General features: G+C 70.7%; 16 protein-coding genes and 1 pseudogene. 10 read left to right on the forward strand and 7 right to left on the reverse strand.

The annotated features are described in order from the left end of the window. Positions 1-21: 21 nt before the first annotated feature. From ACFYW1_RS29450 to ACFYW1_RS29460, 3 genes and pseudogenes are all read right to left on the reverse strand, one after another. A pseudogene (locus tag ACFYW1_RS29450) lies at positions 22-234 on the reverse strand (helix-turn-helix domain-containing protein); the annotation flags it as partial. 57 nt (positions 235-291) lie between these two features. Then, positions 292-654, reverse strand: coding sequence for a DUF1330 domain-containing protein (locus ACFYW1_RS29455; RefSeq protein ID WP_388999737.1), 363 nt, complete (start codon positions 652-654; stop codon positions 292-294). Positions 655-910: 256 nt separating this feature from the next. Then, positions 911-1,093: a hypothetical protein gene (locus ACFYW1_RS29460; RefSeq protein WP_388999739.1), complete on the reverse strand. Its 183-nt coding sequence runs from the start codon at positions 1,091-1,093 to the stop codon at positions 911-913. 576 nt (positions 1,094-1,669) lie between these two features. Here ACFYW1_RS29460 and ACFYW1_RS29465 point away from each other — a divergent pair. The 8 genes from ACFYW1_RS29465 to ACFYW1_RS29500 all read left to right on the forward strand — a co-directional run bounded on the left by ACFYW1_RS29465 (position 1,670) and on the right by ACFYW1_RS29500 (position 6,598). After that, a complete protein-coding gene (locus ACFYW1_RS29465; protein WP_388999741.1) occupies positions 1,670-2,683 on the forward strand; it encodes an RNA polymerase subunit sigma-70 in 1,014 nt (337 codons plus the stop codon). A gap of 4 nt (positions 2,684-2,687) precedes the next feature. Further along, a complete protein-coding gene (locus ACFYW1_RS29470; RefSeq protein WP_388999743.1) occupies positions 2,688-2,939 on the forward strand; it encodes a hypothetical protein in 252 nt (83 codons plus the stop codon). Positions 2,940-2,952: 13 nt separating this feature from the next. Then, positions 2,953-3,405: a DUF6069 family protein gene (locus ACFYW1_RS29475; RefSeq protein WP_388999745.1), complete on the forward strand. Its 453-nt coding sequence runs from the start codon at positions 2,953-2,955 to the stop codon at positions 3,403-3,405. Between the two features lie 368 nt (positions 3,406-3,773). Beyond that, a complete protein-coding gene (locus ACFYW1_RS29480; protein ID WP_388999748.1) occupies positions 3,774-4,436 on the forward strand; it encodes a DUF4097 family beta strand repeat-containing protein in 663 nt (220 codons plus the stop codon). Positions 4,437-4,498: 62 nt separating this feature from the next. Beyond that, the gene (locus ACFYW1_RS29485; RefSeq protein WP_388999751.1) at positions 4,499-5,314 is read left to right on the forward strand and encodes an alpha/beta fold hydrolase; all 816 of its coding nucleotides are present in this window, start codon (positions 4,499-4,501) and stop codon (positions 5,312-5,314) included. A 472-nt stretch (positions 5,315-5,786) separates the two neighbouring features. Next, a complete protein-coding gene (locus ACFYW1_RS29490) occupies positions 5,787-5,981 on the forward strand; it encodes a hypothetical protein (protein WP_388999754.1) in 195 nt (64 codons plus the stop codon). A 24-nt stretch (positions 5,982-6,005) separates the two neighbouring features. After that, positions 6,006-6,356 carry a hypothetical protein gene (locus ACFYW1_RS29495; RefSeq protein WP_388999832.1) on the forward strand — a complete coding sequence of 117 codons (351 nt, stop codon included), beginning with the start codon at positions 6,006-6,008 and terminating at the stop codon, positions 6,354-6,356. After that, entirely contained in the window at positions 6,299-6,598 is a 300-nt protein-coding gene (locus tag ACFYW1_RS29500; RefSeq protein WP_388999757.1) for a hypothetical protein, read from the forward strand. The genes ACFYW1_RS29495 and ACFYW1_RS29500 overlap by 58 nt, the downstream gene beginning before the upstream one ends. Positions 6,599-6,926: 328 nt before the next feature. Here ACFYW1_RS29500 and ACFYW1_RS29505 read toward each other — a convergent pair whose 3' ends face one another. Both ACFYW1_RS29505 and ACFYW1_RS29510 read right to left on the reverse strand, forming a co-directional pair. Then, on the reverse strand, positions 6,927-8,759 hold the full coding sequence (locus ACFYW1_RS29505; RefSeq protein ID WP_388999760.1) for an alpha/beta fold hydrolase: 1,833 nt from the start codon (positions 8,757-8,759) through the stop codon (positions 6,927-6,929). Next, positions 8,756-9,349 carry a TetR/AcrR family transcriptional regulator gene (locus tag ACFYW1_RS29510; protein WP_388999763.1) on the reverse strand — a complete coding sequence of 198 codons (594 nt, stop codon included), beginning with the start codon at positions 9,347-9,349 and terminating at the stop codon, positions 8,756-8,758. Before ACFYW1_RS29510 ends, ACFYW1_RS29505 begins: the two co-directional genes overlap by 4 nt. Before the next feature lie 28 nt (positions 9,350-9,377). On the opposite strand from ACFYW1_RS29510, the gene ACFYW1_RS29515 reads away from it, so the two are divergent. Both ACFYW1_RS29515 and ACFYW1_RS29520 read left to right on the forward strand, forming a co-directional pair. Further along, a complete protein-coding gene (locus tag ACFYW1_RS29515; RefSeq protein ID WP_388999766.1) occupies positions 9,378-9,998 on the forward strand; it encodes a recombinase family protein in 621 nt (206 codons plus the stop codon). A 107-nt stretch (positions 9,999-10,105) separates the two neighbouring features. Continuing rightward, a complete protein-coding gene (locus ACFYW1_RS29520) occupies positions 10,106-11,128 on the forward strand; it encodes a LacI family DNA-binding transcriptional regulator (RefSeq protein ID WP_388999770.1) in 1,023 nt (340 codons plus the stop codon). A gap of 52 nt (positions 11,129-11,180) precedes the next feature. Here ACFYW1_RS29520 and ACFYW1_RS29525 read toward each other — a convergent pair whose 3' ends face one another. Together ACFYW1_RS29525 and ACFYW1_RS29530 are read right to left on the reverse strand one after the other, a co-directional pair. After that, a complete protein-coding gene (locus tag ACFYW1_RS29525) occupies positions 11,181-13,034 on the reverse strand; it encodes a heparinase II/III family protein (RefSeq protein ID WP_388999773.1) in 1,854 nt (617 codons plus the stop codon). 113 nt (positions 13,035-13,147) lie between these two features. Then, complete coding sequence (locus ACFYW1_RS29530; RefSeq protein WP_388999775.1) at positions 13,148-14,164, reverse strand: hydroxyacid dehydrogenase; 1,017 nt, start codon at positions 14,162-14,164, stop codon at positions 13,148-13,150. Positions 14,165-14,273 lie beyond the last annotated feature (109 nt).

Consider the following 14,273-nt stretch of genomic DNA (forward strand, 5'->3'; position numbering starts at 1 on the left):
GGGACGCTGATTCCGGCGTATCTCCCGGTTGATGGTCGACGGATTCCGCTCCAGCTCCGCTGCGGTCTTCCGCACCGACACCTTCTCCCGCACCCGGTCGGCGATGTGGATCCGTTCCTCCTGCGTCAGCTGCCGAGCGGGTCTCTTCCTCGTTGGTGCAGTGCCGTTGCGCCACCGTTTGCCGGTACGCCGGTTGTTGCCGACGAACGCGATCGGGAGCGGCAACGCCCGCATCCGCAAGGTCGTCCGCGCTCACCGCGCCCGGAGCACTCTGCGGAGAGGGGCCTGCGACTATGCGGCCGACTGCCCCGCCCGTTCGGCCTCGGCGCGCAGCCTGCCGGCCCGCTCGGCCGGGTCGTAGTCCGGTCCGACGCCCTCGATCAGCAGCACGTCGCCCTCGATGTGATCGGTGCGCAGCCGCAGGATGTCCCGGTAGGCGGGCGAGCCGTACCAGGCACGGGCCTCGGCCAGGCCGGGGAACTCGATCAGCACCATGCTGCCGGGCCATGTGCCCTCCACCACCTCGGCCGGCGGACCGTGAATGAGGAAGCGGCCCGCGAAGGGATCGAGGGTGGCCTGGATGCGTTCCAGATACTCGATGATGTCGGTGTGATGGCGGCGGCTGCGGAGATGGGCGAAGCCATAAGCGGACACGATCGGGCTCCTTCGTTCCGTTAGTCCCGGGGCGGTGCGACGACCAGAACGTAGCCAGGAGCGAGGGAAGAGGGCGATTACCCCGGAAGTAATCACAGCCGCAGACCTCGGCCACCCATGCCTCGGCCGGGCGGCCGTCGCCTGCGGCAAGACCGGCAGATGACTTCCGAACTCAGGTTCTGGCACAGCCCCCGGGAAGCCGCCCCAGGGGGTGGCGGTTCTGTTCGATGGGAAGAGGGCACCCCGTACAGACCCGTCAGCGGTCCCGCATTCTGGTCCACCACCAGCCGGACGTTGCCAACTCGATGTAGTTCGGCTCCGGCAGGGTACGGCGTTCCAGTTCTTCGTCGATGTGCGTGATCAGGCGGCCCAAGTCCCGTTCGGCTCCAGGAGGGAGGTGCCGCATCGCCCACTCCAGATCGTCGCGGGCATCGTTCATCCCGGGGGAGCAGAACACGGAGGCATCCAAGTACCGGCCGGGCTGCGCGAAAACCCACTCGATACGGGAGAGTGCGTCAGCGACCGCGTTGGGCCACATCTCCTGGTCTTCGACCCGGCGGATCGCTGCACGAGTCCGCGCGGAGACCCCACGGATCCTCAGGACCGGATACTGCCATCGTGGCCGCCACCACTCTGCACGGACGGCCTTGGGGCGCCTACGCGGCATTGCCCTTTCGGATCAACATGAGGCCATCCTGCCACGGTTGGGCCCCTGACTGGGCCTCGATTCGCACACCCGCCGGGAAGCATGCTTCCGAGGCGGCCGTTATCGGCTCCGGCGCCGGCGCCGAGGAACACCAGGTGCGGCACGGAGCGGGAGAACCGGTCGAGCCGGGTGACCTTCGGCGTGCCACTGTCTGCCGGCACTCCGGAGTCGGGTGGCGGGCAGACGTCGCCGGCCCGGATGGCGGGGCATGCCGGCTGCTCAGCCATGCCGACCGGCCCTGGTGATGAGTTTTCGCGACCGCACCCGTCACATGTATGACCGGACAGGGCGAGACGGAAGGACGACGTGATGAGCGCGGACACCATGCTGGAGGAGCCGGGTATGAGCGGGCTGGGGACGCGCGGTCCGGGCGAGGCCGACGAGTCGGGGTTCTCGGGGCTGGCCGAGCGGCACCGGCGGGAACTGCACGTGCACTGCTACCGGATGCTCGGGTCGTTCGAGGACGCCGAGGACACCGTGCAGGAGACGTTCCTGCGTGCCTGGCGGCGGCGGGAGACCTTCCAGGGGCGGTCGACGTTCCGGGCCTGGCTCTACCGGATCGCCACCAACGCCTGCCTGGACCTGCTCGCCAAGCGCCGCCCCGAGCCCGCGACCGGCGGCGAGGTGCGGTGGCTGCAGCCCTACCCGGACCGGCTGCTCGACGAACTGCCCGCGGATGACGCTGACGAGCCGGAGACCGTCGCCGTCGCGCGGGAGACGATCGAGCTGGCGTACCTGGTCGCGGTCCAGCACCTCGCGCCGCGCCCGCGGGCCGTGCTGATCCTGCGGGACGTGCTCGGCTGGCCGGCGAAGGACGTCGCGGAACTCCTCGGCGACTCCGTCAACTCCGTGAACAGCGCGCTGCAGCGCGCCCGGGCCGGGATGAGGGAGCACCTGCCCGCGGAGCGGCAGGACTGGACCGGCGGAGAGGAGGACGCCACCATGCGTGAGCTGGTGCACCGCTACACCGAGGCCAGCGTGGCCACGGACGTCAAGGCGCTCGCCTCGATGCTGCGGGACGACGTCCGCTTCTCGATGCCGCCCACGCCCGGCCTGTACGTCGGCCGCGACGCGGTGGTGAACTTCTTGATCGAGAGCGGCTTCGAGGGCATGACCGGTCTGCGCGCCGTTCCCACCTCGGTGAACCGGCAGCCCGCCCTGGCCTTCTACCTCTGGCGGCAGTCCGAGGGCGCGTACCTGCCGCTGACGATCGACGTCCTGCGCGTCACCGGCGGGACGATCACCGAGATCACCACGTTCCACGACGACCGGTTCCCGCGGCTCGGGCTGCCGGAGCGCCTGCCGGCCGACGGGACCGAGTGACCCGGTGCAAACGCTCGCGCTGCGCCCCGGCGCACGCATCACCGTGATCGCAAAGGAATGGCACAACGCGTTCTGCGTCGTCACCCGTGGCCGGGTGCGGCTGGAGCTACCTGACGGCGAGCCGGGGCCGCTTCTCGGACACGACGCCGCGTTCTGGCTCCGCGGCACCGGCGTCCGCGCCCTGCACAACCCCTGCCGTCGCACGGCCAGGGTGCGCATCATCACTCCGCCCGGAAGCCGGGCCCTTACCGAATGACGAGAGGAACGACATGAACGGCATGAAGGAAACCGCCGTCGTAACCGCCCCGGGCGCCGACCGCACCAGCCGTCCCCACCGACTCCGCCGCCTCGTCGGCACCGGCTTCATCGCCGCGCTCGCAGCGGCGGCGGCCACCACGTCGGCCGCCTCGCTCGCCCGGCTCGCCGGCGCCGACTTCGAGGTCCATGGTGGCGAGACCATCCCGCTGTCCGGCATCGCCGTCGTGACCGGCTTCTTCTCGGCCGTGGGCATCGTCATTGCCGCCGCCCTGCTGCGCCTGAGCGCTCGCCCCGCCGAGCGATTCGTGTGGACGGCCGTGTCGTTGACCGCCATCTCGCTGATCCCGCCCCTTCTCTCCGGGGCGACCATGGCCACCACCACTGCCCTCCTCGGGCTGCACCTCGTCCCCGCAGCGGTGATGATTCCGACCCTGACGCGGAGTCTGGGCACCCGAGCGGGCTGACGTTCTCCGACGGCCATCTCCGTCGTCGGTGCCCTCGGCCCGGTCTTCCTCACGGCGGCGACAGCATCCGCCACCGGTGCTTCGAGCGTCTTCTCCCCATCGGCCACCGGAAAAGTCACCCGCCGCACCGGGTCGGACGGCTCCGACGGGCCGCCTCCGGGTGGGCCTGCCTCCCGGCATAGCGTTCACTCTCAATCATTGCAATGAGTGAAGTGGCTTTCGTTGCATTATCCATCAAGGTGTTGCAACAATTGCAAGGCTTTTACCTGTATGAATGTCAATTCTGCGCAACGAGAGTGTTGTCGAGATCTGGAAAGCAACGTAGCTTTTCTCGTGTCGGAAACAACGAGTGAGCACAGGAGAGCATCATGCAGAGCTTCGCCATCACCGCCCCGGTCTCCGCCGTTCTGGACGTCCCCGCGGGGCGTATCCAGGTGATCGCCGCGGACCGGGCCGATGCCACGGTCGAGGTGCGGCCCGTGAACCCCTCCAAGGGCCGGGACGTGAGGGCGGCCGAGGGGACCAGGGCCGAGTACGCCGACGGGATCCTGCGGATCGAGACCCCGGCGGACGGCCGGTACACCGGCCCCGGCGGGTCGGTCGAGGTCACCGTCCAACTGCCCGCCGGCTCGCACGTGGAGGCGAGGGCCGCCGCCGCGGAGTTCCGGGCCGTCGGCCGGCTCGGGGACCTCGCCCTGGACGGCGCCCACCACCGGACCAAGATCGACGAGGCCGCGAGCGTCCGCCTCACCGCGGTCGACGGCGACATCGAGATCGGACGGCTGGAGGGCCCCGCCGACATCAGCACCCACCGGGGCGACATCCGCATCACCCGGGCCACCCACGGCACGGTCGCCCTGCGCACCGGCTCCGGCAACATCACCATCAACGCCGCCCCCGGCACCTCCGCCACCCTCAACGCCGGCACCACCCACGGCCGCATCAGCAACACCCTCAAGAACGACGGCACCCCCACCCTCGACATCCACGCCACCACCCCCATGGGCGACATCACCGCCCACACCCTCTGACAACCCACAGCCACCCACCCGCAGTCTCCGCACAAGACGCTCCACACGACCAGGAGGAACCCGTGAAGAACAACACAGCATCGACCCGCACGCAGTGGACCGGCATGGTGCCGGTCGACGACACGGCCCTGGCCGTCACCGACAGCGGCGGCCCCGGAATCCCCGTGATCTACCTCAACGGCCAGTTCGCCACCCAGGGTTACTGGCGGCGGGTCATCGCCGAACTGGGAACGGAATGGCGGCACATCACCTACGACGAGCGAGCGCGCGGCAGGAAGTCGAAGCGTTCGGCGGACTACTCCTTCGAGGCGGCCGTCCGCGATGTCGACGCCGTTCTGGAGGCCAGGGGCGTGGACCGGGCACTGGTGGTGGGCTGGTCCTACGGGGCGGTCGTCGGCGCGCACTGGGCCGCCCGGAACCCGGGACGCACCCTGGGCGCGGTCCTGGTCGACGGCGCGTTCCCGTACGACTGGCTCGACGAGGCCATGGAGCAGCGGATCCGGAAGATGTTCCGGCGGATGGGCTGGTTCCTGCCGCTGCTGCGCCCGACGGGCCTGGCCCCGCGGATGACCGCCGAACAGCAGGCGGACAGCAACATCGAGCTCGGCAGGCTCTCCCGCGAGCGCGAGCTGGGCCCCGTCCTGGACAACCTCACCGTCCCGGTGCGGTACGTGGTCGCTTCGGGCACGTCCTTCGGAAGCCGGGGCGACGAGCAGGAACGGATGCGCACCGGCCTCGACGCGGCGACCGTCCGCAACCCGAACATCCGGATCAGCGCGAAGGTCGCCGGCAACCACGGTGCGATCCTCAAGAAGGAGTTCCCGGCCATCGCCGAGGCCGTGCGCGAGGTCGCCGCCCTCGACCGCACGGCATGCTGAGAACGGACCGCCCGTCGGCCGAGCAGTACGAGGAAGTCATTGCCGCTGCCAATGAGGCCGCGAGCCATGAGGGGCACCGGCAAAGCCTGCTCGGCGAGTGCCGGATGCGGTGCACCGGTCACTACGTCGTCCTCCGCTCCGGCGACAGGCCGACTCCCCTGGGAATCTTCGGGTTCTCAGGGGGCCGGCAGTGCTTCGCCCCATCGAGTCGCCCTGCCCGACGACGGGCGTTTCCAGGATGTGAAGCCGGGGATGCCGAGCGGCTCCGGGACGGGACTTCCGCCCTCCGGCGAGGAACTCGCCGAACCGAATGAGATCGGCAGGTGAGGCCGGATGGCGGACGGGGAAGATCCCGACGGAAAGGTTCGGGCCGGGCCCCCGACCCGGCGGCCGGCCCGTCCGTCGTCGGGTGTGAGCTGAAGAAGTACGCCGACGTCGATGGCAGAACCGCTTCTACGACACCGGCGACGACGTGCCCACGGACGGCGTGGTGCGCAAGGACTGGCGCGAGGCAGTCGTCGACGACCAGGGCCGCATCGAGCGCATCCCCTATGAGCTGTGCGTCCTGGCCGCACTGCGGGACGCGGTCCGCCGCCGCGAGATCTACGTCCAGGGCGCAACCCGGAGGACGACCTGCCCGGCGACTTCGAGGCCATCCGCGCCGTGAACCACGCCGCCGATTCGTCACCCGATGAACCCGAGGGCGTTCATCGCGGACCTGAAGAAGCGCATCACCGCGGGCCTGGGCCGGCTCTCCGGCGCGCTCGCGGACGGGAGCGCGGGCGGGGTGAAGGTCGCCGCCAGCAAGGGCGAGCCGTGGATCACCGTTCCAAAACTGGAGCCGTTGGCCGAGCCCGCCGGCCTGGCTGCGCTCAAAGACGAGGTCACACGCCGCTGGGACGTTCTGGACCTCTTGTCCGGGCGACCGGCGACCGGCGAGCGGCGACCGGCGAGCGCGGCGAGAGCGAGGCGGCGCTGCGGCACGTGCGTCGGCACTTCATCACCGTCGACAACCTCCGCGCCGCCGTGGCGAAGCTGGTGAACGCCACCTTCACCGCCCGCGACACCGCATGGTGGGGCCAGGAGAACGCGTGCACCTCGCACTCGAAGAACTCGGCCGCGCGGTCCGTACGGTCTTCGCCTGCGACTACCTGGCCGGCCTGGACAAGGGGCCCGTCGAAACTTCGATGCCCGCCCTGTACCTGCTCCAGTCCGCACCCGTCCACGTCAACACCCCGCTGGTCCAGCAGGTCCTGGCCGAACCGGCCTGGGCATCGAGGCTGACCGGCGAGGACCGGCGCGGCCTGACCGCGCTGTTCTGGTTCGACGTCAACCCATACGGCACCTTCCGCCTCGACCTGGGGCCGGGGCTTGGTGCCCCGCCCCAAGCCCCGGCGGAGGCCGTCGCCCATCTGGCCGTGGAGACACGATGAAGGGCTTCGCCGACCTCATCGCCGGCCTGGGACGAGTAGCGTGGCGGGCGCTCGACCTGATGCGCGTCTGGGCCGCTCGCGACCGCGCCGCGATCGTGGAGCATTGCGCGCACCCAGGAGGCGGACCAGCCGGTGCAGCCGCCGTGCTCGTCGCGCTGTCTCGGCTGCCGAGCGCCTCGTCACTGTGGTTGTGCGTGTGCCGCCCTGGCGTCGGGTTCGCGGTGCGTGCCCGGGAAGGCGGTCTGCAAACCGATGGCCTGGGCGACGGCTTCTGAGTGTGTCAGCTGAGGATGGTGGCCCGCGCCGGCAACCACTGTCACGGTGGCGTGGGGGAGAGTGTCCAGCAGCGACTGTCCCTCCGCGGTGAGCGGGTCGTCGGAGCCCAGGACGATGTGGACACGGCCTGGGTAGTGCTGCAGCCTGGCCTGGAGGTCGGCACGCCACCGCGGGTTCGCCGTGGCGGCCAGAAGCCCGGCGGCGGTGGCCCCGACGGTGCCGCGGCGAAGATCCGCGACCGTCGACCGGAGCGCGGCCGCGTGGCCCGTGGCGCCGGTCAGCCGCTCGGCCAGCGCCTCGGGGGGTGTCCGCCTCAGGTACCAGCGGGTCAGGGCCGGCCGCCTGGCGACGCGGGGCGGGGGCCCCTGCAGGAAGAACGGTGACACCAGCGTGAGTTGATCCACCGCATCGGGGTGGGCGGCCGCGGCGTCGACGGCGGCCGCGGCGCCGATGGAGTGACCCACCAGGTGACGGGCACCGGTCTCGGTGACCAGCGCGGTCAGCCAGGACCGCCAGTCCTCGCGGCGGCCGGCGCTCATGCCCAGCCCCGGCAGGTCGACGGCGCGCGCGTGCCCGACCGCCGCGACGACCGGGGCCCAGGTGTCGGCGTTGACCGGCAGACCGGGCAGCACCACCGTGGGTGCGCCTGCCTCGCCGAGCTCGAAAGTCCGTATCCCGCCCACCTGGGTGAATCGTCTGTCACCTGCGGGGGCGTCGCCGAAGCGGTGGGCTGCGAGGTGGTCGGCCCAGCGGCGGATCGTCGTGGCGGTGTCCGGCATGGCCAGCCCGTGCCGGGCGGCGAAGGCATGGGCCGAATCGGTCGGGTAGCGGTCGGTCGACAAAAACGTCAGGGTCTCCGGATCGGCCTTGGTGAGCCACTGGGGCAGCCGCTTGAGCAGGGACACCGGGATCCGTGTCCTGGGTGCCTTGACCTCGTAGTGCTCCGCTATGAGCGTGAGCAGGTCGGGCAGTGCGGGCGTGTCGTCGTCCAGTGTCCAGTACGCAGTGCGGTGGGCGGCCTCGTCCATCGGGAGCAGCGTCATGAAACGGGCGAGGTAATCGACCGCGAGCACGGGGAGGAACGTGTGTCCGTTTCCCGGGAGCGCGGGAAGCGAGCCGTGCCAGAGGTCTTTCATGTTGGAGGCGAGTCCGAGGTACTGGTCGGTCTCCCCGGTGGCGCTGTCGCCGATTACGCTGGCCGGGTTGACGATGGACCAGGGAACGCCCGACTGCTCTGCCAGGTACTGGAAGACGGCGTCCGCCTCGGCCCTGGATGCCTCGTAGGCGCCCAGGGCCCGGTAGGTCTCCTGTCGGTACTCCTCGCTCCACAGGGCGGCGTCCTGCCCGCCCACGCGATATCCGGAGACCTGAACCAGGCGGCGCAGGTTCGGCAGCCGCGCCGCGAACGCGACGACCGCGCGGACGCTGTCGACGTTGGCGCGGCGCGCCTCGTCCACCGACATGCCGAACCGGTAGGCGCCGGCGCAGTTGTAGATCTCGGTGATGTCGTCGCACTCGCCGTCGATCAGTGACGCCTTGGCGAAGTCGACCCGGAGGTCGGGCGGGACCCGGTCGTACCCGCGCCCGGCCAGCCACCGGGTCAGCCGCTGGTAGGACTCATGGCTCCGGTTGGCCGTGCTGACTCGAACGCCGGCCCGGCCGAGCGCGAGTACCAGGTGGCGCCCGATGAGGCCGCTCGCACCCAGCACCAGTGCATGCCTGTTCTCCTGGCTCATGCCGAAGCCTCCGCGCTCTGTTCCAGCAGCACGGCGATCGCCTGGGCGGCGCAGTGCAGCGGCTCGGTGGACCGCTGGGCACGCGAGACGATCACCGCTCCTTCCACCATGCTGACCACGGCTGTCGCCAGGGCCCGGGCGACGGGGCGAGGACGACCCTGCGCACTGAGCAGATCACTCACCGGCGCGATCCATGACTCGAAGGCATGGGCGCAGGCGTCTCGCAGACGTTCGCTCTGCGCACCCATTTCCAGTGTCACCACCGAGACCGGGCATCCCAGCTGGAAGTCGCTGTCGTCGAGTATCCCGGCCAGTTCGTCGATCACCCGGCGCACCACTTCACCCGGCGTGACCGCCCCTTGCGCCGAGTCGGCGACGAGAGCGCCGAACCGCGCGGCCGCCAGCTCGATGGCCTTCTCTCCGAGGGCCTCCTTCCCCTGAGGGAAGTGGAAGTAGAGCGACCCCTTCGGGGCGCCCGCGTGCTCCACCACCGTGTTGACTCCCGTGCCGCTGTAGCCGTGCCGCTGGATCAGCTCCAGCATCGATTCCGCCAGGCGCGAGCTGGTCCTGGCTCCCTTGGTTCCATCCATGACTCAAGAATAGACCGGTCTATAGATTTTGGGAAGCGCCGCCCGGCGCCCCGAGCCGGAGGCCGCCGTGAAGCTCGCCGGGGAGATCCGCTCCTCCGGCGTCGCCGTGACCCTCGTCGTCCACGAGCACAAGCGGCTCGGCCGCGGCATCGGACTCGCCATGCTCGCGGAAGAGCTCGAAGCCGGCGACGTCGGCCTGGAGTTCCTCACCGGGGAACTGAAGGGCTCGCACGACCCCTCCGGCATCGTGTTCACCGTGCTCGCGGCCATGTCCGGCAGGGAGCGCGAGCACATCCGTGACCGTGTCGAAGCCTTTGAGGCGGTTGGCGGCGCGTTCGACGGTGTTGCGTTTCTTGTGGCGCTCGCTGTCGAAACCGGTGGGCCGGCCGCCTCGGGAACCCCGGCACTTCCCATGTCTCTGCTGGTCGAGACGTTCGGGGATGGTGTGCCGGATTTCGCCCCCTCCGCATCCGTCGGATCACCGCGGCCCGTCAGTCGGTTTGTCCCCGCCACCCCGCCTGTGTCAGGAGATCCGAGAAGCAGTGCCTGGCCGACCATGATCGTTCGCACCGGGATTTCCTGTACCCCAACCACTCGCACCCGGTCGTGCGGGTCGGGCAGGTCGTTTCCGGTCCGGCCCCGACGTTGACGTACCCGAGGTAGTGAAACGTATCATCGGTCGCATTCGCAGGTCCGGACCCGCGAATGCGCCCTAGAGTGGGCGGAGGAAGTCAACTGTTCAGGAGGTGCGCGGCATTGGTCAGCATCAGGGAGGTCGCCGAGCGGGCGGGCGTCTCCGTGGGGACGGTGTCGAAGCACCTGAACACACCGCACCGGGTGGCTCCGGACACCGCGAAGCGGATTCGCCGTGCGATCAAGGACCTCGGCTATGTGCGCAACGAGGCGGCTCGGCAACTGCGGGCGGGACGGAGCAACACACTGGCCTTCGTCGCGCTGGAACTCAGGAACCCGTTCTTCGGCGAGGTGGCGCACGCGGTGGAGCGGCGCGCGGCGGAGAACGGGCTCTTCCTGCTGCTCGCGAGCAGCGACGGCGATCCGGTGCGGGAGTCGCAGTACATCGACATGTTCGTGCAGCAGCGGGTGCGCGGCCTCATCCTCGCCTCCGGGACGACGCGGGACGCGGATCTCGAACTGCTCGCGGCACGTGACATCCCCACGGTCCTGGTCGACGCGTACGGTCCGTCGGACCACTTCTCGTCCGTCTCCGTGGACGACGTGCTGGGCACCAAGAACGCCGTGACCCATCTGATCGAGCAGGGGTGCCGCTCGATCGCCTTCGTGGGCGGTCCGTACACGGTGCGGCAGATCGCCGAGCGGATCGAGGGCGCCCGGCAGGCCGTGGCGGCTCATTCCGGGGTGCGGCTCGAAGTGCTGCCGACCGACGAGCGGACCGTCGCGGCGGGACGGCACGTCGGCGACGCCATCGTGGCGCGCCGGGCGCGGGAGCGGCCGGACGGCATCGTCGCCGCGAACGACATGGTCGCCACCGGCCTCGTGCAGGCCTTCGGGGAGCGGCCCGGCCTGCGCATTCCTTCCGACATCGCGCTGGTCGGCTACGACGACATGGAGTTCGCGGCGACCACACTGGTGCCGCTGACGACGGTGCGGCGACCGCGCGACATCTTCGGGAAGACGGCGGTCGACCTGGTGAGGGACCAGTTCGAGGCCGAGGACCGGTTGCCGGTCCGCACGATTGTGATCCGGCCGGAACTGGTCGTGCGGGCCAGCTCGTTGCGGCGTTCACCCTCCGGTTCGTGAGCGGTTCCCGGTCCGTGAGCGGCGCCGCCCGGTTCCTCGGTGAGCTGTGCGGTCACCCGCCCCGCACCGGGGCGGGCCGCGCCCGCAGTTCGAAGCCGGCGTCGGGCGAGGTGCACCGCAGGTCCAGGCTGTGCACCGTCGTGGTCGTGCCGTCATGCCGTACGTGGGGGTGGTGCAGCACTCGCGCCTCCCAGGCGCTCGCGTCGTAGGACAGCAGGAGGCCGGCCCCGTCCCCCCGGACCAGTGCCCGGCCCGGAGCGTCCAGGGCGATGGGCGCGAAGGAGACGAACCGCTCGGTGATCTCGACGGGCTCCTCGGCGGTGATGCGGTCGCGCAGGACGAGGTGTCCCTCGGCGAAGGTGAACTCGCGGACGAGGGAGGACAGGGCGGGTACCGGGTAGGCGCGGGAGATGTCGAGCCGGAACAGGCTGTGCTCCCGGGTCCGTTCGGCCGTGAGGACCTCGGCGGCGGCCTCGCGGGAGGCGTGCTGGGGGGTTCCGTCGATCAGCGGGACGCTGTGTCCCCGGGAGCCGGTGCACAGGATGTCGTAGCGGCCGGGGCCGAAGTACTGGCCCGAGTAGAAGCCCTGGCCGAGTTCGGCCAGGAGCGGTTCGCCGTCGACGGCGAGGACGAAGCTGCCCACGTCGTTGTGGTTGTGGAGCTCGTCGTTGTGTCCCCCCTTCGCGGCGAAGGCGACATGGTGGCCGTCGGCGGTGGTGGTGCGGGCGATCATCCACTGCACGTCGCGGAAGTAGCAGCCGGTTCCGGCGGGGGACTCGGCCTCTCGGGCGGGCCGGGGCGGCTCGGGGTCGGCGGTCCAGACCAGGGAGCGCAGGGCCGTCGCCCAGGAGCCCATGGAATTCACGGGCTCCTTCTCCAGACGGTCCGGGGAGGGCGGGGCGAGAGCGGGGAAACGCCGGCGCAGGCGTGCGGCGAGGCCCGGGTCGACGGTGCTGTGCGGGGGACTGTCGGAGAACGCGGCGGTGGCCGTGCCGGAGAGGAAGACGCGCTCCGGGAACCGGGCGATCTCCTCGACCTTGCCCGTGGGGTCGTCGAAGAGGTCGATCCGTCCTGCGGTGCGGCGGTGCAGCCCGTCCGCGTAGATGGTGAAGAAACCGAACCCGTAGCTCCAGTAGGCGAGTCCTTCGGGGCAGGCGCCGTCGTCGCCGTAGCCGGACAGGAAGCAGCGCATGGCCGCGATCATCCTGGAAGTGATCTGCGCGAGGACGGCCGTGCCGCCGAGGTCGTCGTCCGGGCCGCCGGTTTCGTCGAGGAGGTGGAGGGCGGCCATGCCCACGGAACAGGCGCACACCGCCGACCAGTTGGTTCTCGCGCTCTCCCACCAGGGCGCGGGGCGGTTCAGCATCGGCCGCAGGACCCGGCGCGACACCTCCTGCCGGATCCGCTCGGCGACCAGTGGGCTCAGCCGCTCCGCGAAGAGGTGGCGCAGTTCGGCCAGGGTGAAGGCGGTCTCGGCGGCGAACAGATCGACCTGTTCGTCGTGCGGGTGCGAAGGGTGCGGGTCCAGCAGGCCGTCGATGTGGGCCGGCAGGGCCCAGGAGTATTCGTCGCAGACGGCCCAGACGAGGTCCTCCAGCGGTGCCAGGTCCATGTCCGGCCGGCAGAGGGCGGTGAGGGCCAGGTCGGTGAGCCTGTTGCGGCGGGCCCGGAAGTACACGTCCTGGAACGGAGCCCGCGACCCGTCCTCGGCGTAGCGCCTGTACAGCGAGAGCGGCAGGGGCTCGATACTCGCGGACGCCCACTTCTCGGCCCGTGCGGCGATCGCCCGCAGGACGGGTCCGCCGAGGGGCGCCGCCCGTACACGTTCCCACAGCTCCGGGGAGCGGTACCCGGCGATCAGGTCCTCGCGCCGCCCGGCACGCAGGGCCTTCACCACGTCGTCCATCACATGTTCCTTTTCTTGGGAGGCCGAGGGTTCTCGGGGAGCCGAGGGCCGGGGAGGACGGCCCTCGGGGATGCCGGGGCCGGGGGACGGCCCTCGGGGATGCCGGGCCCGTCCTATGCCGTACGGGAGAACTCTTCCCGGCCGATCGAGTGGGCGAGCGGTCGCCCGTGGGTGAGGCGTTCCACCTCGCGGACGGCGCCGTCACCGAGGCGGCGCACCTCGTTTCCGGCCGAGCCGGCGACGTGCGGCGTCAGCACCACGTTGGGCAGGGTCCACAGCGGCGAGGCGGGCTCCGGCACCTCCGGCTCCGTGACGTCGAGCACGGCATGGATCCTGCCGGTGGCCAGCTCCGCCACGAGGGCGTCCTGGTCGACGAGTGCGCCGCGCGCGGTGTTGATGAACGTGGCCCCGTCGGGCAGCAGCCGCAGGTGCCCGGCGGTGATCATCCCCCGGGTGGCATCGAGCAGCGGGGCGTGCAGCGAGACGATCTGGCAGCGTGTCATCAGCTCTTCCAGGGACGCCGACCGGGCACCCAGCCGTACCGCCTCCGCCGGGGTCGTATACGGATCGTGCAACAGGACCTCCACGTCGAAGGGGCCGAGCAGGTCGAGCACCCGTCGGCCGACGCGGGAGGCCCCGACGATCCCGACACGCGGCCCGTACAGGCCCCGCCCGCCCGGCGGTTCGGACCCGTCCCGCACGGCGCGGTGCGTCCGGTAGTCGTGCTGGGCGGCGAACACCGCCTTTCCGCCGAGCAGGATCATCGCCAGCGTGTACTCGGCCACGGGCCGCGCGTTGTGGTCCGCCTGGGAGGACACGGCCACGCCGCGGGCGAGGTCCGCCTCGTCCACCAGGGTGCGGACGCTGCCCGCCGTGTGCACGAGAGCGCCGAGACGCGGGGCGAGTTCGCGCAGGCCGTGGCCCTGCGTGGTGGTCCCCCAACCGGTGACGAGGATGTCCGCGGCGGCGAGCACCCGGGCCGCCCGCGGGTCCGCGAGTGCGCCGCCCGCCGGGCTGACCCGGACATCTCCGCACTGTTCGAGCCGGTGCCAACTCTCCTTGCTGAACAGGTGGTTGCGGGTTTCGTCCGGGAGGGCGACGACGATGCCACGGGGAGTAAAACGATTCATCCTCGTGACGCTAGGTCGCATGCCGTGGACCGTCAAGAAGATGGACATGGCGAACCGTGATTCGAACTTTTCTCTGCTTACTTCATTGACTCGCTCACCGCTTGAGGGC

It is taken from the genome of Streptomyces sp. NPDC002669 (assembly GCF_042889165.1).
Taxonomy (GTDB): Bacteria; Actinomycetota; Actinomycetes; order Streptomycetales; family Streptomycetaceae; genus Streptomyces.